Below are 24,382 nucleotides of genomic sequence, written 5' to 3' on the forward strand. Positions count from 1 at the left end.
GCCGGATCAGACCTTGCGCCTCAGGTCGAAGGGCGCGGGCAGCGATTGGCCGTAGTCCAGCAGGAAGCGGTCGATCTCTTGCGCCTCCATGGCGGGCGCCACGGCCGGACCCTGCACGGCACCGAAGCCGATCTGGGCCAGAAAGGCGTTCTCGTCCGGGTTGGCGACGCCGTCGGCCAGGGTCGCCAGCCGCAGATGCTCGGCCAGTGCCAGGATGGCCAGGATCATGCGCTGCTGGTCGGCGCGACGGTGGCAATCGGCGACGAATTCCCGGCCGACCCGCACCCGGCCGATGCCGAAACGGCGCAGGTCGGCCAGTCCGGCACTGCCGGTGCCGAACTCGCCCAAGACCAGCGTGCAACCCGCCGCCGCAAGACGCTGCAAGCTGGCCGTCACCGGCATGCGCCCGCCGCTGCGGCCGATCGGCTCGCGAATCTCGATCTCGAGCCGGGCGGCGGAGAGGTCCTGGCGGTCCAGTTCCCACAGGAGCGAGTCGGCCAGCAGCGGATCGGCCAGGCTCCGGTCCGACAGCGGCAGCGTCAGCATCGGCACCCGCGCGCCCATCCGGTCCCAGCCCTTGAGGCAGGCCAGCGCCTCGCGCAGCGCATGCGCGGTGGCCTGGCCCAGGGCCTCGTCGTCGAGCCGCGGCTCGATCTCGTGCAGGTCGCGGCTCTCGCCCTTGTCCAGGCCCAGCCGCGCCTGCAGACGCAGCCCCAGCACCGCGCCGGTGTCGCAGCAGATCTGCGGCTGGAAGGTGATGCGCAGCCGGGTAAGGTCCAGCGCCGCGGCTGTATCGGGGACGCTGCCCTCAGCCGGCAGCTCGACAAAGCGCATCTGGCCCGAGACCGAGAGCGGATCGCAGCCCTGCAAGGCAGCGCGGCCATGGGCGTAAAGGACCGCCGGCTCGGCCTGACCGGTTTCGTCGCTGACGATCACCGCATTCACCACCGGGCAGATGCGCAGGTCGGGCAAATCCACCCCTTCGCTGCAGATCGTCCGAAGCCGCGCCAGCAGCCCGGGCACCGCCTGCTGCCGGCCGACGGCGAACAGACCCAGCACCTCGGCCGAGCCAAGACCGCGCGTCTGCGGCAGCAGCCGGGTTTCCGCGACCAGCCGGCGGGTCAGGTGTTCGAGGATCTGCTCCAGCACCTGCGGCCCCAGCCCGGCCCGCAGGGTCTCGACATTTTCGACCCGCAGCACAAGCGCCAGCCGCGCCCTGTGCTGCACAGCCCCTTCGCCCTTGACCAGCCGTGCCAGGCGCGCTGCAGCCGCCGCGATTCCGTATGCCATTCCCAGTCCCGAATCTTGTTGTGCAAGATCCAGTCTAAACCGGGAGGTTTTTCGTTCGGTTAATGTTCGCGCAGCTTCGGCACGGCTTTTTCGCTAAAATCCGAAGTATCAGGCAGCAGCGTCGTGAAATCGAACAGCTTCGGATCCGGGAGATGCGAGGGGCGCACATTGGTCAGCGCCCGGAACATCACCTGCCGGCGCCCGGGGCTGCGCGCCTCCCACTCGTCCAGCAGCTTCTTGACCTGCATGCGCTGAAGCCCCTCCTGGCTGCCGCAAAGGTCGCAGGGGATGACCGGATAGTTCATGGCGCGGGCGAAGCGGTCGCAGTCGGCCTCAGCCACGAAGGCCAGCGGGCGCAGCACGTTCAGGTCGCCGTCCTCGTTCAGCAGCTTCGGCGGCATCGAGGCCAGGCGGCCGCCGTGGAACAGGTTCATGAAGAAGGTTTCCAGGATGTCGTCGCGGTGATGGCCCAGCACCACCGCCCGGCAACCCTCTTCGCGGGCGATGCGGTAAAGGTTGCCGCGCCGCAGCCGCGAACACAGCGCGCAATAGGTGCGGCCCGCCGGCACCTTTTCCTTCACGATGGAATAGGTGTCCTGGTATTCGATGCGATGCGCGACCTGCCGGTCGGTCAGGAATTCGGGCAGCACCGTCGCCGGAAAGCCGGGCTGGCCCTGGTCGAGGTTGCAGGCCAGCAGGTCGACCGGCAAGAGCCCGCGCCATTTCAGCTCGTGCAGCACGGCCAGCAGCGTATAGCTGTCCTTGCCGCCGGACAGGCAGACCAGCCAGCGCTCGCCTGGGCGGATCATGTCATAGGTGTCGATGGCGGCGCGGGTCTCGCGCACCAGGCGCTTCCTCAGCTTGCGGAACTCGGTCGAGGACGGCGCGCCGCGGAACAGCGGGTGGATCTCCGCCTCCGACTCGGCGGCTTCGGTCTCGTCGGTGATCTGGTCCCGCATGATGTCCTCGTCGCGCCGTCGCGCCCTGGTTAGCATGAAAAGGCCGCGCGGTCAGTCCTGCGGCGGCGCACCCGGCACCGGGTCGTGGCCATGGCCGCCCCAGGGATGGCAGCGGCAGACGCGCCGCGCGGCCAGCCAGCCGCCCTTGACCGCACCATGCCGCTCCAGCGCCTCCAGCGCATAGGCCGAGCAGGTCGGCTGGAAGCGGCAGCCATGCCCGACCCAGGGGCTGGCGACCAGGCGATAGCCGCGCACCGGCAGCGCCAGAAGATGCGCCAGCGGGGTCATTTGCCATGCACCCGCGCCAGCGCCGCGGCCAGATCGGCGCGCAGTTCGGCGAAGCCGCGGCTGACCGTGGCGCCCGGGCGCCCGACCAACACATAGTCCCAGCCGGGGCGCGCGGCCCCCGGCATCACCTCGCGCGCCAAGGCCCGCAGCCGACGCTTGGCGCGGTTGCGGGTCACGGCATTGCCGATCTTCTTGGAACAGGTGAAGCCGACGCGGATCCCCTGCCCGGCCTCGCCTTCGTCCCGGCGCCGGGCTTGCAGCAGAAAGCCCGGCATCCCCTGCCGCCGCGCCGAGGCGGCACGCAGGAAATCGGCCCGCTTGCGCAGGACCTCCGGCGCCGAAACGCCGGAAGCCGCCCTGCCCGGTGCCGCATCTTCTGCGGCGGTCCGGTCAGCGGCGGCCACTTGCCCGTTGCTGTCCATCACGGCAAGCCCGCGCCTTGCGGCGTCAGGGCTTACGCGCTGAGGGTCTTGCGGCCCTTGGCGCGGCGGGCGTTCAGCACGCGGCGGCCGCCCTTGGTCGCCATGCGCGCGCGAAAGCCGTGGCGGCGGGCGCGAACCAGGTTCGACGGCTGGAAGGTGCGTTTCGACATCTTTAAACTCCGGGTCTGGGCGTGTCAGGGTATGGGCAGCCGGCCCACGCAGGACGCGCCGGTCATTCGAGGCCCGCTGGATAGTCGCCCCCGCCCCGCAAGTCAACCGCAATAGCGGGATTTCGGCGCCGCGCCATGGCCAAGGGAACCCGGGCAATGTCACGCATGTTTGAACTGCGCGCCCTGTGCCATTATGTGAAGCAGCGGCTGCCGAGACGAGGGGAAACGCGAAACCTGCCATGGCCCTGAATACCCTTTCCGGCCGATTCGCCCTGCTGACGGGCATATTCGTGCTGCTGGCCGAATTGCTGATCCTGCTGCCCTCGCTTGCGAACTATCGGCTGGACTTCCTGGAGTCGCGCCTGGAGCGGGCGCAGATCGCCAGCCTCGCGCTGCTGGCGACCGACGAATCGCTGGCCTCGGACCTGGAATCGGAACTGCTGGAGAACGCCGGCGTCTTCAACGTGGTGCTGCGCCGCAACGACGTGCGGCAGCTGGTGCTGTCCTCGCCGATTCCGGGGCCGATCTCGGCCACCTACGACCTGCGCGAACAACCGTTCTGGACCTCGGCGCGCGATGCGCTGGCCCTGCTCGCCGATCCGCAGAACAAGGTGATCCGCATCATCGGCGCCCCGGTCAACCAGGCCGGCCAGCTGATCGAGATCACCATGGACACGGCGCGGCTGCGCACCGAGATGATCGACTACGGGCTGCGGCTCTTGGCGATCTCGGCCGCCTTCTCGATCCTGACGGCGCTGCTTCTGAACATCGCGGCGCAGCGGCTGCTGCTGGTGCCGATCCGGCGCGTCATCAGCCACATGACCGCCTATGCCGGCGCGCCGGAGGACGCCCGCGCCATCATCACCCCCACCGCCCGCCTGGCCGAGCTGAACGAGGCCGAAACGGCGCTCGCCGCCATGCAGCGCACCGTGACCTCGGCCCTGAAGCAGAAGGACCGGCTGGCGCAGCTGGGCCAGGCGGTGGCGCGCATCAGCCACGACCTGCGCAATATCCTGACCACGGCGCAGATCTTTGCCGACCGGCTGGAGACCAGCGCCGACCCTGCCGTGCGCCGCGCCGCGCCCAAGCTGGTCAATTCGATCAGCCGCGCCGTGAACCTGTGCGAGACGACGCTGGCCTTCGGCAAGGCCGAGGAGCCGGCGCCGTCGCTGTCGCGCTTCAACCTTTCGGCGCTGGTGACCGAGGTGACCGAGGGCGAGTCGCTGGCCGCCGACCGGCTGGACGGCGCCGAGCCCATCGAGTTCCTGACCGACGTTCCCCCGGCCCTGTCGATCCGGGCCGACCGCGACCAGCTGTTCCGGGTGCTGTCGAACCTGGTGCGCAATGCGCGCCAGGCCATCGAGGCCACGCGCCAGCCCGGCACCATCGAGATCGGCGCCGGCGAGGACGAGCAGGAATGGTGGATCCGCATCGGCGACACCGGCCCCGGCCTGCCGAAGAAGGCGCGCGACTTCCTATTCCAGCCCTTCTCGGGCGGCTCGCGCAAGGGCGGCACCGGGCTGGGGCTGGCCATCGCCGCCGATCTGGTGCGCAACCACGGCGGCCGGCTGGAGCTTCTGCGCAGCGACGACAAGGGCACCCAGTTCATCCTGCACCTGCCGCGCGAGCTGGCGATTGCCGCCGCCCGAGTGGAATTGACCGGAGAATGATGGCTTTTCAGCTGCCGCGGAAAAAGATTGCCGCGAGGGCGTTTTTTGGCCTTGCGCCCCTCCGGCGCTATCTCTAGATAACCGCCTCACAGCGGACCCGTAGCTCAGCTGGATAGAGCACCAGACTACGAATCTGGGGGTCGGGCGTTCGAATCGCTCCGGGTCCGCCATTGAGCATCATGTTCTCCTTGGGTTTTTCCTGCGCATCATTGCGCGGTTGAGGTCTAGTTTGCAAGCGGTTTGCAAACGCTGTGGCCGGGCTGGCCTCAAATGCCAGAATCGCGGCTTTCGAAAGCGCGGGCGTCATCGCCAGATATTTCTCCAGAATGCGGGTCGCCGATTGCAGCGTGTGGCCGGTGACGGCGCAGATTTGTGGAATGGCGTTCCCGGCCTCGGCCAGAAGCGTGACCGCCGTGCCCCGCAGGTCATTGAACCGCAGATGCTCGGCCTTCTTCGCCTTCGGCAGATCGGCATAGCCTTCCGGGCGCAGGCCGCATGCGACCATATGGGCCGACCACCGCTTGCCCAGTTCCTTGTCGTTAGCCTCGGTGAACCAAGGGCGGCCATCGGGCCGGGTCAGAATATACGGCCCGACCCTATTCATGCCGTCCAGCATCCGCCGAAGGGCCTGCGAAACGTGGATCGTCACACGCGCCTTGGTTTTGTTCTGGCGCAGGCTGGTCGTCTCGCCCTGATAGTCGGCCCACCGCAGGCGGATCAGGTCGCCATACCGCTGCCCGGTATGCAGCGCCAGAATCAGCGCCTGTTGCAGTTCCAGCGGCGCGGTCTGCATAAAGGCCTCAATGTCTACTGCGGTCCAGATCATTTCGGAACGGTCGCCGGAATAGATACGCTCGAAGCCCGCCAGCGGGTTGTCCTTGATCCGACCCTTGCGCGCCGCATATGTGAACACCGCCGACAGGACGGACAGCCGGTTGTCGGCCTCACGAGGCCGGTCGCGGCCAATGTCTTCCTGATACTCAAGAAACACGCCCCGGACGCGAGGGCTTTCCAATGCCTTGATAGGCAGCTTGCCGAATTTCTCGCCCAACGGCATCAGCATTCGCTTGTATTCCCGTTGGGTGCTGGCCGCCTTCTTCTCGAATGTCAGGCTCAGAAGGTAATCGCGGATCAGCTCGTTGACGTTGCCAACATCCTTCGGCTGGACCTGTTCAGCGGCCGCAAAGGCGGCGAGAAAGGCAGCGTCGCCGGGCTTGCCGGGCAAGGCGGTGCCCGTCGCCCGGTGATAGTAATAGACCCGGACGGCACCGTTGGCGAGCGTCTTGCGCACCGTGTTGACGCCTTTGATCCTCGCCACGGCTCTGTTGCACAAATCCTGTCATGGATTCATCTGATGAAACCCGTACGGTAGCTGGTCTGCATGAGCCGACCCGCATCCCCGACATACAGAACCCGGAACTGGCCAGCCTACAATGAAGCGCTCAAGCGCCGGGGTTCGCTGACGATCTGGTTCGACCCCGAGATGAGCTGGGATGCCGCGCCGACAGGCAGGCGTGGCCGCCAGCAGACCTACAGCGATGCCGCCATTCAGACGTGTCTTTCGATGAAGGTGCTCTTCGGCATGGCGCTCAGGCAGACGACTGGTTTCGTCGAGAGCCTGCTGCAGTTGGTTGGTCTCGACTGGACGGTGCCTGACTTCAGCACCCTGTCCCGTCGCCAGAAGACCCTGGCTGTGAACATACCGTATCGCGGGGCCGCTGCACCTGCTGATCGACAGCACTGGCATCAAGGTCGAGGGCGAAGGCGAGTGGCACGCCCGCAAGCATGGCGGCCCGAAACGGCGCGTCTGGCGCAAGATCCATCTGGGGATTGATGAGGAAACGCTGGAGGTTCGGGCGGTGGAGATCACAGGGAGCCACATCGGCGATGCGCCGGTGTTACCCGACCTGCTCAAACAGATCCCGGCGCACGAGCAGATCGGCCGCGTCACAGCAGACGGCGCCTACGACACCCGCAAATGCCACGATGCCATCGCTGACCGCGGCGCCGACGCTGTCATTCCGCCCCGCAAGAACGCCAAACCCTGGAAGACAGTCGCCGCCGGCGCGGGCGCACGAAACGAGGCTCTGCGGGCATCGAAATACCTCGGTCGTGCCCTCTGGCGACGATGGAGTGGATACCACCCCCGAAGCCGCGTCGAGACGAAGATGCACTGTGTGAAACTGCTGGGTCAGCGCCTCATGGCACGGGACTTTGACCGACAGGTCGCCGAGCTTCAGGTCCGTATCGCTATTCTGAACCGTTACACCGCGCTTGGCACCCCCGTCACAGAGGCCGTGGGATAGATCTGTCCGGGGAAAGGGGAAATCCGGCCATCAACTCTTTGGTGCAACAGAGTCGTTTCATTCTGACAGTTCGGGTAGTGCCTCCGGCGATCTGATCTGACCGAATACGCATGTATTCGGACGGAACAGAGTGGGCGGAGGGCGAAGCCCGACCCACGGCCCTGACGATGACTGTCAATGGTGATCGGCGGCCTTGGCGCGGCCCGCAGGCGCAGCCGAGGACACGGGTCCACCGATCACGTCGCCTTGGCGGCGCTTGCCGATTGACCGGCATCGGCAGGGATGTTGGCATCGGTAGAGCGGCTGCGTTTCAAAGATGAGCATTCTCAGGTGCGTAGCGCCATGTCGCCTGCCTATGCAGATGAGCTGGTGCTGATCACCGACGCCGATCTGAATGATGCCGAGGTGCGCAACGCCGAACTCCTACACATCGCAAGGCACACGGTGGACCCTGAGGCCAGGAAGGTCGTTGGCGGCATTCTCGTAAAGCTGAAGGGCGAGCAAACCTTCGCGAGTATTCTAGCCGAAAGCGGGCTTGCAGATCGTGGATGGGCTAACTCTGATCTATGCGATCCACGCGGGCGAAGCCATCTGTATCCCGTCTCCGGAGCAAGCATGAGACAAGGTTATGACGATGCCCTGTAAGATGTCCGAAACGCGCTCGGGGTGCATCAGGTCAAGGCGGCGCTACCGTAGCAGCTGCAGACCGTTCGAAAAGTCGCGCAATGCGTTGAATTGTCTTGCTGCCATGAGGTTTGCAAGGGACTTTTGACCCTGCAGGGGAATCGGCGTGACCTTGCATGCCGCGGGCCGGAGGTCCGAATCCTCTTGCCCGACCGGCACCTTCCAAAGCCCTTCTTTCCGGCCGCGCCGACCGCCCGCCTGCCAAAAAAGCCAGCGTGACTTTGCCGCACCGCGGGGGGATTCATGTTCCTTGGGGAAGGGTTTGTTTCGGTAGCGTCACCTTTTTCTGCTGGAAGGTGTTTTGACGAGTAAGTGAGGTCCCCATGAACGCCTGGTGGAGTGTGTCCGTCTGCATCAACCGGACTCTCGGCGGAGGGCAGTCGGAACCCTTGTGTTCCCGCGTCTATCGGCAGCCGCCCTCGCGGTGGCGAAGCGCCTTCATGCTGTTGATGGATCGCGCATTTTCGGAAACGTCGCATTGCGAGAACATCCATATCCGCTGGCGCGACCTGGGCGGAACCTGAGGCAGAGCGGTTCGCAGCCCGCGCCAAGGCCATTGTGCCGCGGCGGACGCATCCGGCGGCGCCCTTTCGGCGACAGGCCCGGCTGCAAGGTCCGATCAGCGTTTCCCCGATCTCCGCGCAACCCGCCCCGCGGTGATACGGGCGGCGGCGTGTCGACCGCCGGACCGCATCGGCGCGGCGGCAAAATAATGCGCCCGAAACCGTCGGAAACCGCCGCCGCCCCTTGTTCTTTTCCCGAGCCGCCCATAGAACGCGCCCCGGAAACTGCTGGGGGGCAAGGAATGCCGCTTCTGGTGATGAAATTCGGCGGCACCTCGGTGGCCGACCTGGACCGCATCAAGAACGCCGCACTGAAGGTTCAACGCGAGGTCGAGCGCGGCTATGACGTCATCGTCATCGTCAGCGCCATGTCCGGCAAGACCAATGAACTGGTGGGCTGGGTCGAGGCGACCTCGCCGCTGTTCGACGCGCGCGAATACGACGCCGTGGTCGCCTCTGGCGAGAACGTGACGGCGGGACTGATGGCGCTGACCCTGCAGGAGATGGGCGTGCCGGCGCGCAGCTGGCAGGGCTGGCAGGTGCCGATCAACACCACCGCCGCCCATTCCGCGGCGCGTTTCGTGGACATTCCGCGCCACAACATCGACCAGAAATTCGCCGAGGGCATGAAGGTCGCCGTGGTCGCGGGCTTCCAGGGCCTGTCGCCCGAGGGCCGCATCACCACGCTGGGCCGGGGCGGCTCGGACACCACCGCCGTCGCCTTCGCCGCCGCCTTCGGCGCCGAGCGCTGCGACATCTATACCGATGTGGACGGGGTCTATACCACCGACCCGCGCATCACCTCCAAGGCGCGCAAGCTTGACAAGATCGCCTTCGAGGAAATGCTGGAACTGGCCAGCCTGGGCGCGAAGGTCTTGCAGACCCGCTCGGTCGAGCTGGCGATGCGTTACAAGGTCCGCCTGCGGGTTCTGAGCTCGTTCGAGGATACGGATGAGACCAGCGGCACCCTGGTCTGCGATGAGGATGAAATCATGGAATCGAAAGTCGTCAGCGGCGTCGCCTATTCCCGCGAAGAGGCCAAGATCACCCTGGTCACCGTCGAGGACCGCCCGGGCATCTCGGCCGCGATCTTCGCGCCTTTGGCCGAGGCCGGCGTGAACGTCGACATGATCGTGCAGAACATCTCGGAAAAGGATTACGAGGATCACCCGGGTTCGGTGACCGACATGACCTTCTCCTGCCCGGTCAGCCAGGTCGCCCGCGCCCGCAAGGCGATGGAAGAGGCCAAAGCCGCCGGCCATATCGCCTATGACGATCTGGTCGTGGACACCGAGGTCTGCAAGGTCTCGGTCGTGGGCATCGGCATGCGCAGCCATGCCGGCGTCGCCGCGCGCATGTTCAAGGCGCTTGCCGATGAAAACATCAACATCAAGGTGATCTCCACCAGCGAGATCAAGATTTCGGTGTTGATCGACCGCAAATATATGGAACTGGCGGTGCAGGCGCTGCATGATGCCTTCGAGCTGGAACAGGCCTGACCCAGGGGCCGCAGCCTGACGCGGAGGATCATGGCCGAGCGCAAGGAAAGCGAGTCGCGCAAGCTGCTGCTGCGGCTGCGTGAGACTCTGGCCGCCCCCGGAGGCGGCCAGCACCGTCTGGACCAGATCACCCATCACATCGCCGATTCGATGGGGACGCAGGTCTGCTCGATCTATCTGTTCCGCGATCCCGACACGCTGGAGCTTTGCGCGACCGAGGGGCTGAAGCCCGAATCGGTGCACAAGACCCGGCTGCGCCTGGGCGAGGGGCTGGTCGGCCGCGTCGCCCGCAGCGGCCGGCACGTGAACACCGCCAACGCCCCCGGCGAGCCCGGCTTCCGCTTCATGCCCGAGACCGGCGAAGAGGTCTTTCCCAGTTTCCTGGGCGTGCCGATCCAGCGCGTCGGCGAAAGGCTGGGCGTGCTGGTCGTGCAGTCGCGCGAGTCGCGGCAGTTCTCCGAGGATGAGATCTACGGGCTCGAAGTCGTCGCCATGGTGCTGGCCGAAATGGCCGAACTGGGCGCCTTCCTGGGCTCGCAATCGGACAGCATGCCGCTGGCGCACCGCTTTCCGGTGATGTTCCGCGGCGGCACCGGGCAAGAGGGCTGCGCCGAGGGCCGCGTCTGGCTGCACGAGCCGCGGGTGGTGGTGACGAACCCCGTCGCCGACGACCCCCTCAAGGAACGGGCCCGGCTGATCGAGGCCGTCGCCATGCTGCGCAGCAAGGTCGATTCCATGCTGGCCGAGACCGACATGGCCAAGGGCGACAGCGCCGAGGTGATGGAGACCTATCGCATGTTCGCCCATTCCCGCAGCTGGCTGCGGCGGATGGAGGAATCGATCGACCTGGGCCTGTCGGCCGAGGCGGCGGTCGAAAAGGAGCAGAGCCAGGCCCGCGCCCGGCTGGAAAGCGCCGCCGACCCCTATCTGCGCGACCGGCTGCACGATCTCGACGACCTGTCGAACCGGCTCTTGCGCATCCTGACCGGTCAGGGCCGCGACACCGGCGCCGAAATGCCCGAGAACCCGATCCTGGTCGCCCGCAACATCGGTCCGGCCGAGCTGCTGGACTATGGCCGCCGGCTGAAGGGCGTGGTGCTGGAAGAGGGCTCGGTCGGCAGCCATGCCGCCATCGTCGCCCGGGCGCTGGCGATCCCGCTGGTGATCCATGCCGAGCGCATCACCTCCGAGGCGCTGAACGGCGATCCGATCCTGGTGGACGGCGACATGGGCACGGTGCACCTGCGCCCCGAGGAATCGGTCGCCGCGGCCTTTCGCGACAAGATGGCCATGCAGGCCGAGGCGCAGAGCCGCTATGCCGGGCTGCGCGACCTGCCGGCGACCGCGACCTGCGGCACCACGATCCAGCTCTACATGAACGCGGGGCTGATGGCCGACCTGCCCAGCCTGGAAAGCTCGGGCGCCGAGGGCGTGGGTCTGTTCCGGACCGAGCTGCAGTTCCTGACCCGCACCCGCGTGCCGCGCCGGGGCGAGCTGGCGGCGCTCTATGCCCATGTGCTGGACAACGCCCATGGCAAGCCGGTGATGTTCCGCACGCTCGACATCGGCTCGGACAAGGTCCTGCCCTATATGAAGCCGCAGGACGAGCCTAACCCGGCCATGGGTTGGCGGGCGATCCGCGTCGGCCTGGACAAGCGGGGCGTGCTGCGCATGCAGCTGCAGGCGCTGATCCGCGCGGCCGTGGGGCGGCCGCTGCATGTCATGTTCCCCTTCGTCACCGAGATGGGCGAGTTCGAGGAGGCGCACCGGCTGCTGATGGAGCAGATCGCCCGCGAACAGCGCCTGGGCCATGCCATGCCGGTCGACGTGCGGGTGGGCGCGATGCTGGAGACGCCCTCGCTGGCCTTTGCGCCGAAGAAATTCTTCGAGATGTGCGATTTCATCTCGGTGGGCGGCAACGATCTGAAGCAGTTCTTCTTTGCCGCCGACCGCGAGAACGAGCGCGTGCGCCGCCGCTACGACACGCTGAACACCTCGTTCATCACGCTATTGGACCAGATCGTGCGGCGCTGCGACGAGGCACGCGTGCCGGTGTCGTTCTGCGGCGAGGACGCCGGCCGGCCCATCGAGGCGGTGACCTTCGCCGCGCTGGGTTTCCGGCGGCTGTCGATGCGGCCGGCCTCGATCGGGCCGGTCAAGCACCTGATCCGGCGCGTGAACCTGGCCGATCTGCGCCGGGTGATCGACGACGCCCGCGACCTGGGCGAGACCAACCTGCGGCGCTGCATCACCGAATGGCTGGCGCGCCAGTAGGACCGCCGCGTCACTGGGACGCGGGACCGCGACGCGGCAGGTTGCCCAACACGACACGATAGAGGAGGCTGGGCCCTTAACCGGGAAATCCGCCTCGATCCGGCCGGAAATGCCGGTCCTATGTCGATCCTCACCGAAATCCAGGGCGGTTTCCGCTCGACATCCTGTGAGCAACTGCTTTGCCATCACGAACGCGTGGGTCGCGGAGCGCGACGACTGAGCGGAATCCCAGGTCCCGCTTAGGCTTTTGCGGATACGGAGGTAGAATTTTCTCGGAAGGATGGACGAGGGAATTTCTATGAAGAGGAGCCTTTTCACCGAAGCCTGGACCATGGGCGTGCCGCGTCAGGCGTCGGGCTGGCGTCTCCGAGTTGTGCCGCGAGCAAGGGATCATGCCTCGCAAGTGGCGAGCGGAGGATGGCGGCATGAACGCCTCCATGTTCGCCGACCCGAGCATGCAGGCCGATCTGCTGCGAGAGGCACTTGGAAAAAAGTGACGGTCAGGTTGGGAGTTGGCCGAGCAGTCGATGGCTGCGAAGGGGACTGGCATCGCGCCCGACCATTGTCCTCGAATCAATGGTTGGTCTCGGCCTGCCGGGTATCCGGCGTCAGTGAGAAGATTACCGTATCAGACACGCGAAGAGGCAAGGCAGGATGTGTTCGATGGCATCGAGATGCTCTGCGACCCGCAGCGCAAGCTATGCGAGGAATGGGATATTGTCGCCCGCCGCGTTCGAGCGACGGCAGATGATGAGACCCAAGGTGTCCAGGAAACTCGAGGCTATTCAATCCAGGCGGTGAAGTGATCGAAGCAGCGCGGGACGTGAGCCAGCCAAAGGAGAGCAAGTGAGGCGCGGAGTGATCCTCTGCCGCGCCTCGCCGTCATCATCGAACGCAATCGCGTGTCAGGCGACCTCGGAACTCGGCCCTGCGGCCGTCTCCTTGATGCTCGTCATCGCGGCCTCTTCCGTCCAGGCCCGTCCGGACACATCGGGAACCCCGATCAGGGACCAAGCCCAGGCGCCTTGGCCGGGTGCTTCGGGAGCGTAGGAAATGCGACCGACGGGCCGGTCACTGAAGGAAATGGTCCAGTCTCCAGAAATGGTGTTGCCATCGACAATCGTAGGAACGCGAGTCCACATGCGACGTCCTTTCTTCAGTTCTTTGTTGGTCATCCGGCGTAAGTGCCAGCAAGAGGCGCGGCCGACGGACGAAAGGGAACGCCCCGCTCTTGGCATTGGGCGTCACACGGATCCGGATGATCTCCGAAAATCCTCACAGTTCTGTAACCACTCATGGCCTTCTGCGCAATCGGTTTGAGATCGGTGGTCAGCGCAAAGACGAGTGACGCGACGACGCCCGCCGGGGCCGGCCCCTGCCGCGCGATGAAGGCTGCGCAGTATGCTGATGCATGCGCAATGATCGGAATGACGGTCCAGGGTGCGATCCGCATCCTTCCGCAATCGGTGCGCACCGGCACATCAAAGGTCGGCAGATGGGCGGAAGCCTGCGCCGATCTGAACGAGATCGCGGCCTTGGGCCGGTCGATCAAGCGCGGTGCCGACCTGATCAGAGGCGATACGGCGTCGTCACCCTGGAAGGCCAGCGGCTTGGCCGAGAAACTGTGGTCAAGCCAAATCCAGAACAAATCGTCGACAAGGGCGGCCAGCCCTACCAGCATGAGAATTATCTGGGCGATGCGGTCAGCACCTGGCGGGACAAGATCACGCTTGGGTCGTAGCCGCAGTTGAAGGATGCCCGCAGCAAGGCCCACGCACGTTCTCGAAGTCGGGGCCGATCTGAACGAGATCGCCACCGATATGGGTCGGTCGATCAACCACGCGGCCAAGGTGATCCTGGACCTGTCGCGGTTTGGTGCCGCTCCTTTGATAGCATAATGTGCAGCAAGGGAGACGAACTATGGGCACGGGAAGAACGGATGAATTTCGCAAGGATGCAGTGCGAATTGCGCTGACCAGCGGGCTGACACGCCGGCAGGTTGCGGATGATTTGGGCGTTGGGCTTTCGACGCTGAACAAGTGGGTGACAGCGCACCGCGACACGGATGTGGTCTCGCCCGAGGATCGCGAGCTTGCGCGGGAGAACGAACAGCTTCGGCGCGAGAACCGCATCCTCAAGGAGGAGAGGGACATTCTAAAAAAGCCACCAGTTCTTCGCCAGCCAAAAGCCATGAGGCTCAGGTTCGTCGAAGAGCAACTTGGGGCCTTTCCCATCGAGCGACTGTGTCGGATCATGAATGTCAGCCCGCGTGGGTTGCGGGCCTTCCGCAGCCGACCTGCCAGCCGCAGGCAGCGCATGGACACGGTCATTCTGGCGCATATCAAGGAACAATCGCGCCTGAGCCTGGGCAGCTATGGCCGCCCACGAATGACCGAGGAACTGAAAGAGGCCGGTGTCGATGTGGGGCACCGGCGCGTCGGTCGCCTGATGCGCGAAAACGGGATCGCCGTTGAAAGAACGCGCAAGTTCAAGGCGACCACAGACAGCGATCATACATTCAACATCGCCCCGAACCTGCTAGACCGCGACTTCCGTGCGGCCGGGCCGAACCAGAAATGGGCAGGTGACATTAGCTACATCTGGACCCGCGAGGGGTGGCTGTATCTGGCAGTCATCCTGGACCTGCATTCCCGCCGCGTGATCGGCTGGGCCGTCAGCAACCGCATGAAGCGCGATCTGGCGATCCGGGCCTTGAAGATGGCGATTGCCTTCAGGTCGCCACCCAAAGGCTGCATCTTCCACAGCGACAGGGGCAGCCAATACTGTTCGCATGACTATCAGAAGATCCTGCGCCAGCATGGCTTCAAAGTCTCGATGAGCGGCAAAGGTAATTGTTATGATAATGCGGCCGTCGAGACGTTCTTCAAAACCATCAAGGCCGAGTTGATCTGGCGGTGGTCATGGGTAACCCGGCGGCACGATGAGATGGCGATCTTCGAATACATCAACGGCTTTTACAATCCGCGTCGACGGCACTCAGCATTGGGCTGGAAAGGCCCGGTCGCTTTTGAACGTAAGGTGGCTTAAACGAGCAATCGGAGCGGCACAAATACGTGACAGGTCCATTCGAGCGATATGTGACACTGTCACCCAGCACGACGGATGGACTGGCAGAAAAACTGGCGCGGGCCGAATCCAGAACAAAACTGCAAACCGGAGAGGGCCAGAAATAGCTAAGTGGTGGTCGGGGCGAGAGGATTCGAACCTCCGGCCTACGGTACCCAAAACCGTCGCGCTACCAGGCTGCGCTACGCCCCGAACCTGCGCCGCTGTCTAGCGGCTGGCCGCGCGGGGGGAAAGCGAAAAGCGCAGCCGGCTCAATCGCAGGGCGCCAGCGCCACACCCTGGGGCAGCCGCGGATGCGCCAGCGCCATGCCGGGAAAGATGCCCAGCCGCGCCGCGTCGCCCCCCGGCACTTCGAGCACCATCAGCCGGTCGGGCGCCGGATCGCCCGGCGCGGCGCCGGGGACTGCCGTCTCGTCCAGCGGCCGGGCCATGGGATGGATGTGCCGCACCTGGCCGCGGGCGTCGATGAAGATCATGTCGAGCGCAATCAGCGTGTTCCGCATCCAGAAGCTGACCGGTTGCGGGCTGTCGTAGATGAACAGCATGCCCTGCTCCGCAGGCAGGTCGCGGCGGAACATCAGCCCGCGCGCGCGTTCTTCCGCCGTATCGGCGATTTCCACGGGCACCGCGATCGTCGCCCCCCGGCCCTGGAACAGGGCCAGGTCAGGGCGGCAATCGACCGCGAGAGCCTGGGAAGGACTGGAATTTGTCAGAAGGAAGGCTGCCAGGACCGCTGCGGCCCGCAACCTCATACCGCGCCCGCGACCAGCCGCAATTTAGCGAGCGCGGCTGTCCCCCCCGGTTGCGCCTGTCGAACCTCGGTCACTGCCTTTTCCCACGACAGGATCTGCGCCGCCATCATGCCCCGCCGGCCGTCGACCACCCGCAGGGCGATGGCCTCGCCCACGGCAAGGTCGGAGAAGCCGGAATGCCGCAGCACCTCGACATGCAGGAACACATCCGCCTTGTCCGCGAAGATGTTGGCAAAGCCGAAACCCTTGGCCTTGTCGAACCATTTCACCCGCGCCGGCAACAGCGGCAGCAACGCCACCTCTTCGGGGGTGGCCGAGCACAGGTCGGCAATGGCAGGCATCGGCTCGCTGGCCGGCGGCTGGATGTCGAGCACCTCGACCGCTTGCATGCCTCGCGGCGTTTTCTGGATGATGGCGGTGACATGAGAGCCTTCGGCAACCGAGCTCTGGCCGAAATTCCTCAGCACGTTCGCATGCAGAAGAATGTCGGCGCCGCCCTCGGGATCGGTCAGGAAGCCGAAACCCTTGCCGCCATCAAACCATTTCACGACGCCCGCAATCTTGCGCTGTTGTTCGTCGTTTTCGTCCATCTCTCTTCGTCACCCGTCTGAAAACCAAAATGACCCGAAACTCCGGCCGCGCTCATCATGCATCAACTGAACGAAGGCGTAGCAGGATTGGTCAGGTTTTCCATACCATGGATAAATCGCGCACCCGCATCAAGGGCTAAGACGGTCGACGTGCCAGAAACTTTGCACCACCTCCTGAGGGGATTCGTGCAATGCTTTGTTTTCAATGTCATAATCCGCCCGCGTCCAGCGAAAGCGGTCATGCAGCCGGAAAGCGCCGTCGGCCCAGAATTCCATCTGCACCGGCCGGATGCGATAGCCGCCCCAATGCGGCGGCCGCGGCGGCTTCAATCCAAGGTTGATTCCCTGCCGCGCCACCTCGGCCATCAGCGCGCCGCGGCTTTCCAGCGGCCGGCTCTGGCGCGAGGCCCAGGCCCCGATCCGCGACTGCAGGGCGCGCGAGCCGTAATAGGCGTCGGCCAGTTCCGGCTCGACGCGGGAGACCGAGCCGCGCACCCGGATCTGCCGGCGCAGGGACTTCCAATGCATGACGAAGGCGGCGGTGCCGGTCGCATCGATCTCGACCGCCTTGGCGCTTTCGAAATTGGTGTAGAAGACGAAGGCGCCGTCCGTGCCCGCGCCCTCGATCTCCTTCAGCAACACCATCCGCACATCGGGCAGGCCCTGGGCATCGACGGTGGCCAGCGCGATGGCATTGGGGTCGTTCGGCTCGGTCCGTTCGGCCTCGGCCAGCCAGGCGCGGGCGATGGCAAAGGGGTCGTCCCCGGCGAAAATTCCATCCCGGTCGCTCATGGCAGCGCAATCACCGACACTTGATGCCTCCTTGCAGTTGTCCTAATCCTGCTGAAAACCGAAGAAGCGCAAGGGGCAGCATCATGTCAAGTGAAGCCGGTATCGGGCTGATGAAAGGGCGTCGCGGCCTCATCATGGGACTGGCGAACGACAAGTCGATCGCCTGGGGCATCGCCAAGGCCCTGGCCGACCAGGGCGCGGAGCTGGCCTTTTCCTATCAGGGCGAGGCGTTGAAGCGCCGGGTCGAGCCGTTGGCGGCCCAGCTCGGCTCGGACCTGCTGGCCGAATGCGACGTCTCGGACGAGGCGTCCATCGACGCGCTCTTCGCCGCCATCGGCGCGCGCTGGGACAGCATCGACTTCATCGTCCATGCCATCGGATTTTCCGACAAGGACCAGCTGCGCGGCCGCTATGCCGATACGACGCGCGACAACTTCCTGATGACGATGGACATTTCCGTCTATTCCTTCACCGCCGTCGCCCGCCGCGCGGCCGCGATGATGCCGCCGGGCGGGTCCATGCTGACCCTGACCTATTACGGGGCCGAGCGCGTCATGCCGCATTACAACGTCATGGGCGTGGCCAAGGCGGCGCTGGAGGCCTCGGTGCGCTATCTGGCCGAGGATTTCGGCAAGGACGGCATCCGCGTCAACGCCATCTCGGCCGGGCCGATCAAGACGTTGGCAGCCAGCGGCATCGGCGATTTCCGCTATATCCTGAAATGGAACGAGCTGAACTCGCCCCTGCGACGCAACGTCAGTCAGGACGAGGTCGGCAAGTCGGCGCTGTATCTGCTGTCGGATCTGGGCTCGGGCGTGACCGGCGAGACGCATCACGTCGATTCGGGCTATCACATCGTCGGCATGAAGGCCGTCGACGCGCCGGACATCGCCACGACGAAAAAGGACTGATCCCCGGCGATGAGCGTCGAGCAGGTCATCGCGCTTGTCTCGGCGCTGTCGCTGGCGATCCTGACGCCGGGGCCGGCGATCATCGCCACGGTCCAGACCGCCTTCGCCCATGGCCGCGAGCGTGCTCTGCCCTATGCGCTGGGGCTGGCATTCGGCGCCTCGCTGTGGTGCGTCGCGGCGCTCGGCGGCCTGGCGGTGGTCTTCCGGCTGCACCCGGCGCTGTTCGCAGGGATGAAGATCCTCGGCGGGCTCTACCTGCTGTGGTTCGCCTGGGCGCTGTGGCGCGCCTCGACCCGGCCGCTGCCGCCGGCGGCGGCGGGCGCCAAGGGCTTTTTCGGCGGCATCGCGCTGAATCTCTCGAATCCCAAGCCGGCGCTGTTCTATGCCGCGCTGATCCTCTCGGTCTTTCCCGAGCCGATGGCGCCCGCGCGCCAGACCCTGGTCTATGGCCTTTGCCTGGCGACCGAGCTGTTCTGGTATGCGCTGGTCGCGGTTCTGATGTCGACAGCGCCGATGCGCGCGCGCTATTTTGCCGCCAAGACCTGGATCGACCGGGCCGCCGGCCTCGCCATGGCGCTGCTGGGTTTTCTGTTGATCGTCAAACACTAAGGAGCCAGCATGAACGATCGCCTGCCCCATGAACGCGGATTCCACATCAGCTGGGACCAGATCCACCGCGACTCGCGCGCGCTCGCGTGGCGGCTGGAAGACCGCCCGTGGCGCGCGATCCTGGCCATCACCCGCGGCGGGCTGGTGCCGGCGATGATCGTCGCGCGCGAGCTGGACATCCGGGTGATCGACACGATCTCGGTGAAATCCTATCGCGGCAAGGGCGGGCAGGAACGCGGCGACGTCACGGTGCTGAAGGCCCCCGACCCGGCGGTGATGCAGGACGGAGACGGCATCCTGGTGGTGGACGACCTCGTCGATTCCGGCCGCACGCTGGAGCATGTGCGCACCATGTATCCCAAGGCGCATTTCGCCACCGTCTATGCCAAGCCCAAGGGCCGGCCGATGGTGCAGACCTATGTCACCGAGGTCAGCCAGGACACCTGGATCTTCTTTCCCTGGGACATGGCGCTGCAATATGTCCAGCCCTATCGGGGCGAGGATTGATGAAGCATATCCAGGGCAAGCACGGACCGCTGCACTGGCTGTTCGAGTCGACCCTGCTGCTGAAATCCGTCTTTGCGCTGTTCGAGATCGCGGCGGGCGCCGGGCTGTGGTGGCTGCCGCACCGGCGCATTGCCGATTTCACCGCATGGCTGACCCGCAACGAGCTGATCGAGGGCCACCACAGCCCGGTCTATGCGCGGGTGGCCGCGGCGCTGGCCGAGTTCTCGGCGGCAAGCCAGCATTTCTATGCCTTCTACCTGCTCGGCCATGGCGCGATCAAGCTGGTGATCCTGCTGATGCTGATGCGGCGGGTCGCCTTCGCCTATCCGCTGGGGATCGTGGTCTTTGCCGGTTTCATCGCCATGCAGATGCACCGTTGGACGCACACCCATTCCCCGGCGCTGCTGGCGCTTTCGGTGCTGGACGCGGTGGTGATCTGGCTGACCTGGCGCGAGTGGCGCGGCAAGACCGGCTGAACCTGGGGCAACGGCGCCCGTTGCCCGGCCGCTCGGCGGGCGCGATCCATTTGGCCGGGATTTTCACTGCGAAGAGCATGCCGTGGGCATACACCTCCCCTGCTCGGCTGCGCGCCGCCGTGGCAAGGCGCCCGGCAAAGCTGTGGCTGGCCCAGCGGCGAAATGCGGGTTGTGCACAAGGCTGCCGGCCGGAGCTCGATGACGCCATCCGATGCCGGTCAGGATCGCAGCATCGACCGAATGGCCTCTACGTGTTCCTTCCCGGCATCTGGAGGATGGGGTTGAGGGTGAATCGATCCAGCTCTGAAGTCCGGATTTTGCGGACGCCTTCATAAGGAGCAAACCCGCCGAGGGTCTTGAGCCTGCGCGCAAAGGGCCATGCTGCCGTGGAGTCCGGCTGCGGAGCTGAAGCGCTTGAGGGTCGCGTTCCTTATGGTTCGTTCCATCCGCCGGCCGGCCCGTTGGTTCAAGGATGGTTGGCCTTGTCGGGCGGTGTTCGATACCATTGGCCTCGCAGATCATGTCGAAGCGCATCGGCCTGGAATGGATGCGGTTGCGGAAGGCTGCTCCGGTCGGATTCCGCGGGCGCGTCACGCCACCGCAACCCATTGCGGTCGATGAAAATAATTCCGCTTAGCACCCTGCGGCCATCAACCCTCGGGTTGCTGTGGGACTTCGGGAAACAGGGCTCGAAGCGCCATTAGGAACTGGCCTGGATCGACACCTGGAACATCCCGCGCGACGGGCCGGCACCGGTCACCCACGGGCGCGGAAGACCTCGCGGATGGTCTTGATGACGCCAGGCTCGTGCACCCGATAGCCGGGCAGGGTCGAGATCGACTCGGCGAATTCGGGGCCTTGCATCACCGCCAGCACCCGCGCCATCGCCGGGTGGCCCAGAATTTGGCAGCGGCAGACGAAGACGTAATCCTCGATCAGCAGCGGCACGAAATCCAGCCCGAACTGCCGCGCCGCCGCCTCGACCCCGAAGGCCACATCGGCGAAACCCGAGGCGACATAGGCGGCCACCGCGGCATGGGTGAATTCGGCATGCGAATAGCCGTTGATCGCCGCAGGAGAGACCTGCCGCAGCGCCAATATCTGGTCCAGCAGGATGCGCGTGCCGGAATCCGGGTCGCGGTTGACGAAATGCACCTCGGGCCGGGCCAGATCCTCGACCGAGCGGATGTCCAGCGGATTGCCCTGTTTCACGATCAGCCCCATCTCGCGGGTGACGAAGGAAATCACGCGGTGATCGTTGTGGTCCAGCCAGCCCCGGGTCATGGCCACGGTGCGGGCGCGCAACTCGCCCCGCGGGAGATGGATCCCGGCCAGGTCGCAGCTGTCCTCGGCCAACGAGACCAGCGAATTGGCGTTCGAGACATAGCGGAAGTCCACCCCGCTCTCGAAATCGCGCGCCAGCAATTCGCGCAGCTTCGGCACCGCGAAGCCGTGGCTGGCGCGCACCCGCAGCACCAGGCGGCCCGAGGACAGCGTCTGGTTCACCTCGGTCTGCAACTCCTGGCTGAGGTTCTGCAGCAATGGCCGCAGCCGCGCCTCCAGCCGTTCGGCGGCCCAGACCAGCTTGTCGCCGAAAGGGGTCAGGCTGGTGCCGCTGCCCTGCCGGCGTTCCACCAGCGGCGCCTCGAAGAAGGCGGACCATTTCTCGATCAGGTTCCAGGCGTGGCGGTAGGACATGCCCGCCCGCGCCGCGGCGACAGACAGTTTCCCGGTGCTGCGGATGTCGGACAGAAGGTCCAGCGTGATCTCCAGCCCCCGCGTCTCGCCGCTGCGCTGGAACCGCCAGACCGGGGCGATCTCGACCTTGATCATCCTGCTCACCTTATGAATCCCTGTTCATGTCTTTGGCGTTTCTGTCCGGCAGCACAATCTACAGCCGGCAAGGAAGATATCGGAAATTTTCATAAAATTCCTGGCAATTTTTTTCCAAGCCAGCAGAATTTCACCAAATGCCAATGAAAATCCTGCGCCAGCGCCAAAAATGATATGAACTCTATTGCATGACATGGGCGATACTCGCCTGCGAGGCCCGCCGTCTGCGGCCCGGCACAGGCGGATCGAGCAACACGCCACCGCCGGTGAACCGCCGCACGCCCGTATTACGAATCGAGAACCGGTCGGCGCCGGCATGATCTTGTCGGCGCCGGGCATCCGCTCATCAGGTTCCGGTGGATACGCACGATCAGTTCTCTGCGGTCGTGGATGGCGCCGGTTGGCGGTCCGTCCAGCGACGTGTCGCCGGAGAACGTGATGATACCGGCACCTGCACGAACCACGCCAGCGACGGCCGGCTGCCTCGAACGGCCGAACCGGGACGCCAAGCGTTCGCGACCAAGATCGGCGACCAGAAGGGACATCACGCTGTTTTTCGGCGGCGGCCCGGTGATGGCGGATCAATGCGCCGTCCAGGCCTCCACGAGCGCAGGCGTTGAATTATGAAAAACGTTTCATATGTCACTCTCAATCCGGATCGTAGTAAACTGGCTTCGAGGACTGAAGGGGAGGACGTCATGGGCCGACAGGGAAAGCAGAATTACACGCGGCTGACCGAGCCGCTTGTCCGCGACAATGGTGTCCTGCGACCCGCGTCCTGGGATGAGGCCATCGATCGCGCGGCCGAGGGTTTCCGCCGCAATCTCGATCTCCACGGCCCCGATGCATTCGGCATGTTCTCGTGCTCTCGTGCGACCAACGAGATGAACTTCATCGCCCAGAAGTTCGCGCGGGCGGTCATTGGCACCAACAACATCGACTCCTGCAACCGCACCTGACATGCTCCTAGTGTCGCCGGTCTGGTGCACGTATTCGGAGCTGGCGGGGGCACCTCGTCCTATCGCGAGATCGAAGATGCCGATCTCATCGTCTTCTGGGGCTCCAACGCCCGGGAAGCGCATCCGATCTTTTTCCATCACGCCCTGAAGGCGATCAACAAGGGCGCCAAGGTCTATGGGGTTGATCCCCGCCGGTCGAAGACGGCCGAATGGGCCGACGTCTGGCTTGGCCTGGATGTCGGGACCGACATCGCCCTGGCCTATGGCATCGGCCGCGAGATCATCCACGCGGGGCTGGCCAACGAGGAATTCATCAGGAACGCCTCGACCGGGTTCGAGGACTATGTCGCCGCATGCGAGCCGTGGACGCTGGAGGTCACCTCGCGCGAGACGGGCGTGCCCGCGGACCTGATCCGCGAATTCGCGCATGACTATGCCAAGGCCGAGCGCGCGCAGCTGTGCTGGACGCTCGGCATCACCGAGCATCACAACGGCACCGACAACGTGCGGGCGCTGTGCAACCTCGCGCTGCTGACCGGCCAGGTCGGCCGCTGGGGGGCGGGCCTGGTTCCGGTGCGCGGCCAGAACAACGTCCAGGGCGGCGGCGACATGGGGGCGATCCCCAAGAACCTGCCGGGGTTCCAGGATGTTGGCAACCCCGAGCATCGGGCGAAGTTCGAGCGCATGTGGGGTGTCCCGATCCCCTCGAAATACGGCCTGACGCTGTCGGAAATGATGGAGGAGATGGACGAGGGTCACCTGACCAACGTCTATATCATCGGCGAGAACCCGGTGCAGTCCGATGCCGACAGCGCGGCGGTGACCCGGCGGTTGCAGGGCCTCGACCATCTGGTCGTGCAGGACATCTTCCTGACCAAGACCGCCACCTTCGCCGATGTGGTGCTGCCCTCCACCGCGGCCTGGTGCGAGAGCGAGGGCACCTTCACCAACAGCGAGCGTCGGGTGCAGCGCGGGCGCAAGGCGCTGGAGCCGCCCGGGGAGGCCAAGGACGACATCGAGATCATGCGCCTGATCGCGGCGCGTCTGGGACATGCCTGGCCGATACAGACTGCGGAGCAGGTCTGGGACGAGCTGCGCGCATTGTCGCCGGCGCATCATGGCATGTCCTACCGCGTGCTCGAGGAACGAGGCGGCGTGCGATGGCCCTTCCCCGACGAGAACGGGCCCGAGATCGCGTTCCTGCACGGCCGGCTGTGGGAGAAGGATCCCGAAAAGCGCGGGCGCCCTGCCCCGTTCGGCATCGTCGAGCACAGGCTTCCGGTGGACAAGCTGAATGACGAGTTCCCGTTGCGGCTGACGACCGGCCGGCGGCTGACCGACTACAACACCGGCGTGCAGTCCGGCGGCTTCAACTCTCCGATCCGTGTCGGCGCCTGCATCGACATGTCCCCCGAGGACATGGCCCGGCTCGGCATCAACGAGGGCGAGGTGGTCCGGGTGGCCTCGCGCCGGGGTGCCGTGCTGGCGCCGGCACGCCGGGATCCGGGCCTGCGTCCGGGCTTGCTGTTCATGGCCTGCAACTTCCCCGATGAGGTGGACACCAATCTGCTGACCATCGAGGCGAACGACCCGATCTCCAAGACCGCCGAGTTCAAGGCGACGGCGGTCAAAGTGGAAAAGACCAACGAGGCCCTGCCCGAAGACGACGGCATCGAGGACTTCGTCAAACGCGAGCGGCAGAACAGCGAACTCTTGATCGCCAGCTAGCCAGGAAGGACGA

General features: G+C 65.4%; 22 protein-coding genes, 2 tRNA genes and 5 pseudogenes. 14 read left to right on the forward strand and 15 right to left on the reverse strand.

From position 1 onward, the window contains the following. Positions 1-6: 6 nt before the first annotated feature. The 5 genes from JCM7685_RS11640 to rpmH are packed head-to-tail and all read right to left on the reverse strand — an operon-like array spanning position 7 to position 3,129. Positions 7-1,290: an EAL domain-containing protein gene (locus JCM7685_RS11640; protein ID WP_074968706.1), complete on the reverse strand. Its 1,284-nt coding sequence runs from the start codon at positions 1,288-1,290 to the stop codon at positions 7-9. A gap of 59 nt (positions 1,291-1,349) precedes the next feature. After that, the gene (ttcA, locus tag JCM7685_RS11645; protein ID WP_100526076.1) at positions 1,350-2,249 is read right to left on the reverse strand and encodes a tRNA 2-thiocytidine(32) synthetase TtcA; all 900 of its coding nucleotides are present in this window, start codon (positions 2,247-2,249) and stop codon (positions 1,350-1,352) included. Positions 2,250-2,300: 51 nt separating this feature from the next. After that, positions 2,301-2,537 (reverse strand): membrane protein insertion efficiency factor YidD, encoded by a 237-nt coding sequence (gene yidD / locus JCM7685_RS11650; protein WP_074968704.1) that lies wholly within the window; start codon positions 2,535-2,537, stop codon positions 2,301-2,303. Next, positions 2,534-2,959, reverse strand: coding sequence for a ribonuclease P protein component (gene rnpA, locus JCM7685_RS11655; protein WP_074968702.1), 426 nt, complete (start codon positions 2,957-2,959; stop codon positions 2,534-2,536). Before rnpA ends, yidD begins: the two co-directional genes overlap by 4 nt. Positions 2,960-2,991: 32 nt before the next feature. Next, positions 2,992-3,129: a 50S ribosomal protein L34 gene (rpmH, locus tag JCM7685_RS11660; RefSeq protein WP_074968700.1), complete on the reverse strand. Its 138-nt coding sequence runs from the start codon at positions 3,127-3,129 to the stop codon at positions 2,992-2,994. 239 nt (positions 3,130-3,368) lie between these two features. Between rpmH and JCM7685_RS11665 the strand changes: the two genes are divergently transcribed. Together JCM7685_RS11665 and JCM7685_RS11670 are read left to right on the forward strand one after the other, a co-directional pair. Then, positions 3,369-4,799, forward strand: coding sequence for a sensor histidine kinase (locus JCM7685_RS11665; protein ID WP_074968699.1), 1,431 nt, complete (start codon positions 3,369-3,371; stop codon positions 4,797-4,799). A gap of 93 nt (positions 4,800-4,892) precedes the next feature. After that, positions 4,893-4,969: transfer RNA gene (locus JCM7685_RS11670), tRNA-Arg, on the forward strand. Positions 4,970-5,184: 215 nt separating this feature from the next. Here JCM7685_RS11670 and JCM7685_RS20775 read toward each other — a convergent pair. After that, positions 5,185-5,862: pseudogene (locus tag JCM7685_RS20775) on the reverse strand (tyrosine-type recombinase/integrase); the annotation flags it as partial. 318 nt (positions 5,863-6,180) lie between these two features. Between JCM7685_RS20775 and JCM7685_RS11680 the strand changes: the two are divergent. From JCM7685_RS11680 to JCM7685_RS20310, 6 genes and pseudogenes are all read left to right on the forward strand, one after another. Next, positions 6,181-7,105: pseudogene (locus JCM7685_RS11680) on the forward strand (IS5 family transposase). 342 nt (positions 7,106-7,447) lie between these two features. Further along, positions 7,448-7,750, forward strand: coding sequence for a hypothetical protein (locus tag JCM7685_RS11685; protein ID WP_074971188.1), 303 nt, complete (start codon positions 7,448-7,450; stop codon positions 7,748-7,750). An 844-nt stretch (positions 7,751-8,594) separates the two neighbouring features. After that, positions 8,595-9,851, forward strand: a complete 1,257-nt coding sequence (locus JCM7685_RS11690; RefSeq protein ID WP_074971190.1) for an aspartate kinase — start codon at positions 8,595-8,597, stop codon at positions 9,849-9,851. Positions 9,852-9,881: 30 nt separating this feature from the next. Further along, positions 9,882-12,125, forward strand: a complete 2,244-nt coding sequence (gene ptsP, locus JCM7685_RS11695; RefSeq protein ID WP_074971192.1) for a phosphoenolpyruvate--protein phosphotransferase — start codon at positions 9,882-9,884, stop codon at positions 12,123-12,125. A 298-nt stretch (positions 12,126-12,423) separates the two neighbouring features. Then, positions 12,424-12,619, forward strand: a pseudogene (locus JCM7685_RS20305) (IS3 family transposase); the annotation flags it as partial. A 117-nt stretch (positions 12,620-12,736) separates the two neighbouring features. Beyond that, positions 12,737-12,926: pseudogene (locus tag JCM7685_RS20310) on the forward strand (hypothetical protein); the annotation flags it as partial. 104 nt (positions 12,927-13,030) lie between these two features. On the opposite strand, the gene JCM7685_RS11700 reads toward JCM7685_RS20310, so the two are convergent. Further along, a complete protein-coding gene (locus JCM7685_RS11700) occupies positions 13,031-13,300 on the reverse strand; it encodes a hypothetical protein (protein ID WP_231964629.1) in 270 nt (89 codons plus the stop codon). Further along, the gene (locus JCM7685_RS11705; RefSeq protein WP_074971195.1) at positions 13,297-13,806 is read right to left on the reverse strand and encodes a hypothetical protein; all 510 of its coding nucleotides are present in this window, start codon (positions 13,804-13,806) and stop codon (positions 13,297-13,299) included. Before JCM7685_RS11705 ends, JCM7685_RS11700 begins: the two co-directional genes overlap by 4 nt. Positions 13,807-14,045: 239 nt before the next feature. On the opposite strand from JCM7685_RS11705, the gene JCM7685_RS11710 reads away from it, so the two are divergent. Then, positions 14,046-15,173, forward strand: a complete 1,128-nt coding sequence (locus JCM7685_RS11710) for an IS3 family transposase (protein ID WP_100526078.1) — start codon at positions 14,046-14,048, stop codon at positions 15,171-15,173. Between the two features lie 154 nt (positions 15,174-15,327). On the opposite strand, the gene JCM7685_RS11715 is transcribed toward JCM7685_RS11710, so the two are convergent. The 4 genes from JCM7685_RS11715 to pdxH form a co-directional block, all read right to left on the reverse strand. Then, a tRNA-Pro gene (locus tag JCM7685_RS11715) sits at positions 15,328-15,404 on the reverse strand. 59 nt (positions 15,405-15,463) lie between these two features. Further along, positions 15,464-15,832 (reverse strand): DUF192 domain-containing protein, encoded by a 369-nt coding sequence (locus JCM7685_RS11720; RefSeq protein ID WP_331716669.1) that lies wholly within the window; start codon positions 15,830-15,832, stop codon positions 15,464-15,466. A 128-nt stretch (positions 15,833-15,960) separates the two neighbouring features. Beyond that, positions 15,961-16,554 carry a cold-shock protein gene (locus tag JCM7685_RS11725; protein WP_074970900.1) on the reverse strand — a complete coding sequence of 198 codons (594 nt, stop codon included), beginning with the start codon at positions 16,552-16,554 and terminating at the stop codon, positions 15,961-15,963. 129 nt (positions 16,555-16,683) lie between these two features. Continuing rightward, complete coding sequence (pdxH, locus tag JCM7685_RS11730; protein WP_074970902.1) at positions 16,684-17,346, reverse strand: pyridoxamine 5'-phosphate oxidase; 663 nt, start codon at positions 17,344-17,346, stop codon at positions 16,684-16,686. Between the two features lie 83 nt (positions 17,347-17,429). On the opposite strand from pdxH, the gene fabI reads away from it, so the two are divergent. Genes fabI through JCM7685_RS11750 form a run of 4 tightly spaced genes read left to right on the forward strand, consistent with a single transcriptional unit; the run spans position 17,430 to position 19,849 of the window. Then, positions 17,430-18,257, forward strand: a complete 828-nt coding sequence (fabI, locus tag JCM7685_RS11735; RefSeq protein ID WP_074970904.1) for an enoyl-ACP reductase FabI — start codon at positions 17,430-17,432, stop codon at positions 18,255-18,257. Positions 18,258-18,266: 9 nt separating this feature from the next. Further along, positions 18,267-18,866: a LysE family translocator gene (locus tag JCM7685_RS11740; protein ID WP_074970906.1), complete on the forward strand. Its 600-nt coding sequence runs from the start codon at positions 18,267-18,269 to the stop codon at positions 18,864-18,866. Between the two features lie 9 nt (positions 18,867-18,875). Further along, the gene (gpt, locus tag JCM7685_RS11745; RefSeq protein WP_074970908.1) at positions 18,876-19,373 is read left to right on the forward strand and encodes a xanthine phosphoribosyltransferase; all 498 of its coding nucleotides are present in this window, start codon (positions 18,876-18,878) and stop codon (positions 19,371-19,373) included. Further along, on the forward strand, positions 19,373-19,849 hold the full coding sequence (locus JCM7685_RS11750; RefSeq protein ID WP_074970910.1) for a DUF2127 domain-containing protein: 477 nt from the start codon (positions 19,373-19,375) through the stop codon (positions 19,847-19,849). Before gpt ends, JCM7685_RS11750 begins: the two co-directional genes overlap by 1 nt. A gap of 577 nt (positions 19,850-20,426) precedes the next feature. On the opposite strand, the pseudogene JCM7685_RS20780 reads toward JCM7685_RS11750, so the two are convergent. The 3 genes and pseudogenes from JCM7685_RS20780 to JCM7685_RS20785 form a co-directional block, all read right to left on the reverse strand. Further along, positions 20,427-20,546 (reverse strand): annotated as a pseudogene (locus tag JCM7685_RS20780) (IS5/IS1182 family transposase); the annotation flags it as partial. A 59-nt stretch (positions 20,547-20,605) separates the two neighbouring features. Next, positions 20,606-21,682, reverse strand: coding sequence for a substrate-binding domain-containing protein (locus tag JCM7685_RS11760; protein WP_074970912.1), 1,077 nt, complete (start codon positions 21,680-21,682; stop codon positions 20,606-20,608). A gap of 287 nt (positions 21,683-21,969) precedes the next feature. Next, positions 21,970-22,227: a hypothetical protein gene (locus JCM7685_RS20785; protein ID WP_074970914.1), complete on the reverse strand. Its 258-nt coding sequence runs from the start codon at positions 22,225-22,227 to the stop codon at positions 21,970-21,972. A gap of 153 nt (positions 22,228-22,380) precedes the next feature. On the opposite strand from JCM7685_RS20785, the gene JCM7685_RS11765 reads away from it, so the two are divergent. Then, positions 22,381-24,369 carry a molybdopterin oxidoreductase family protein gene (locus JCM7685_RS11765; protein ID WP_083412963.1) on the forward strand — a complete coding sequence of 663 codons (1,989 nt, stop codon included), beginning with the start codon at positions 22,381-22,383 and terminating at the stop codon, positions 24,367-24,369. Positions 24,370-24,382: the final 13 nt, after the last annotated feature.

Origin of the sequence: Paracoccus aminovorans (genome assembly GCF_900005615.1) — a bacterium.
GTDB lineage: Bacteria > Pseudomonadota > Alphaproteobacteria > Rhodobacterales > Rhodobacteraceae > Paracoccus > Paracoccus aminovorans.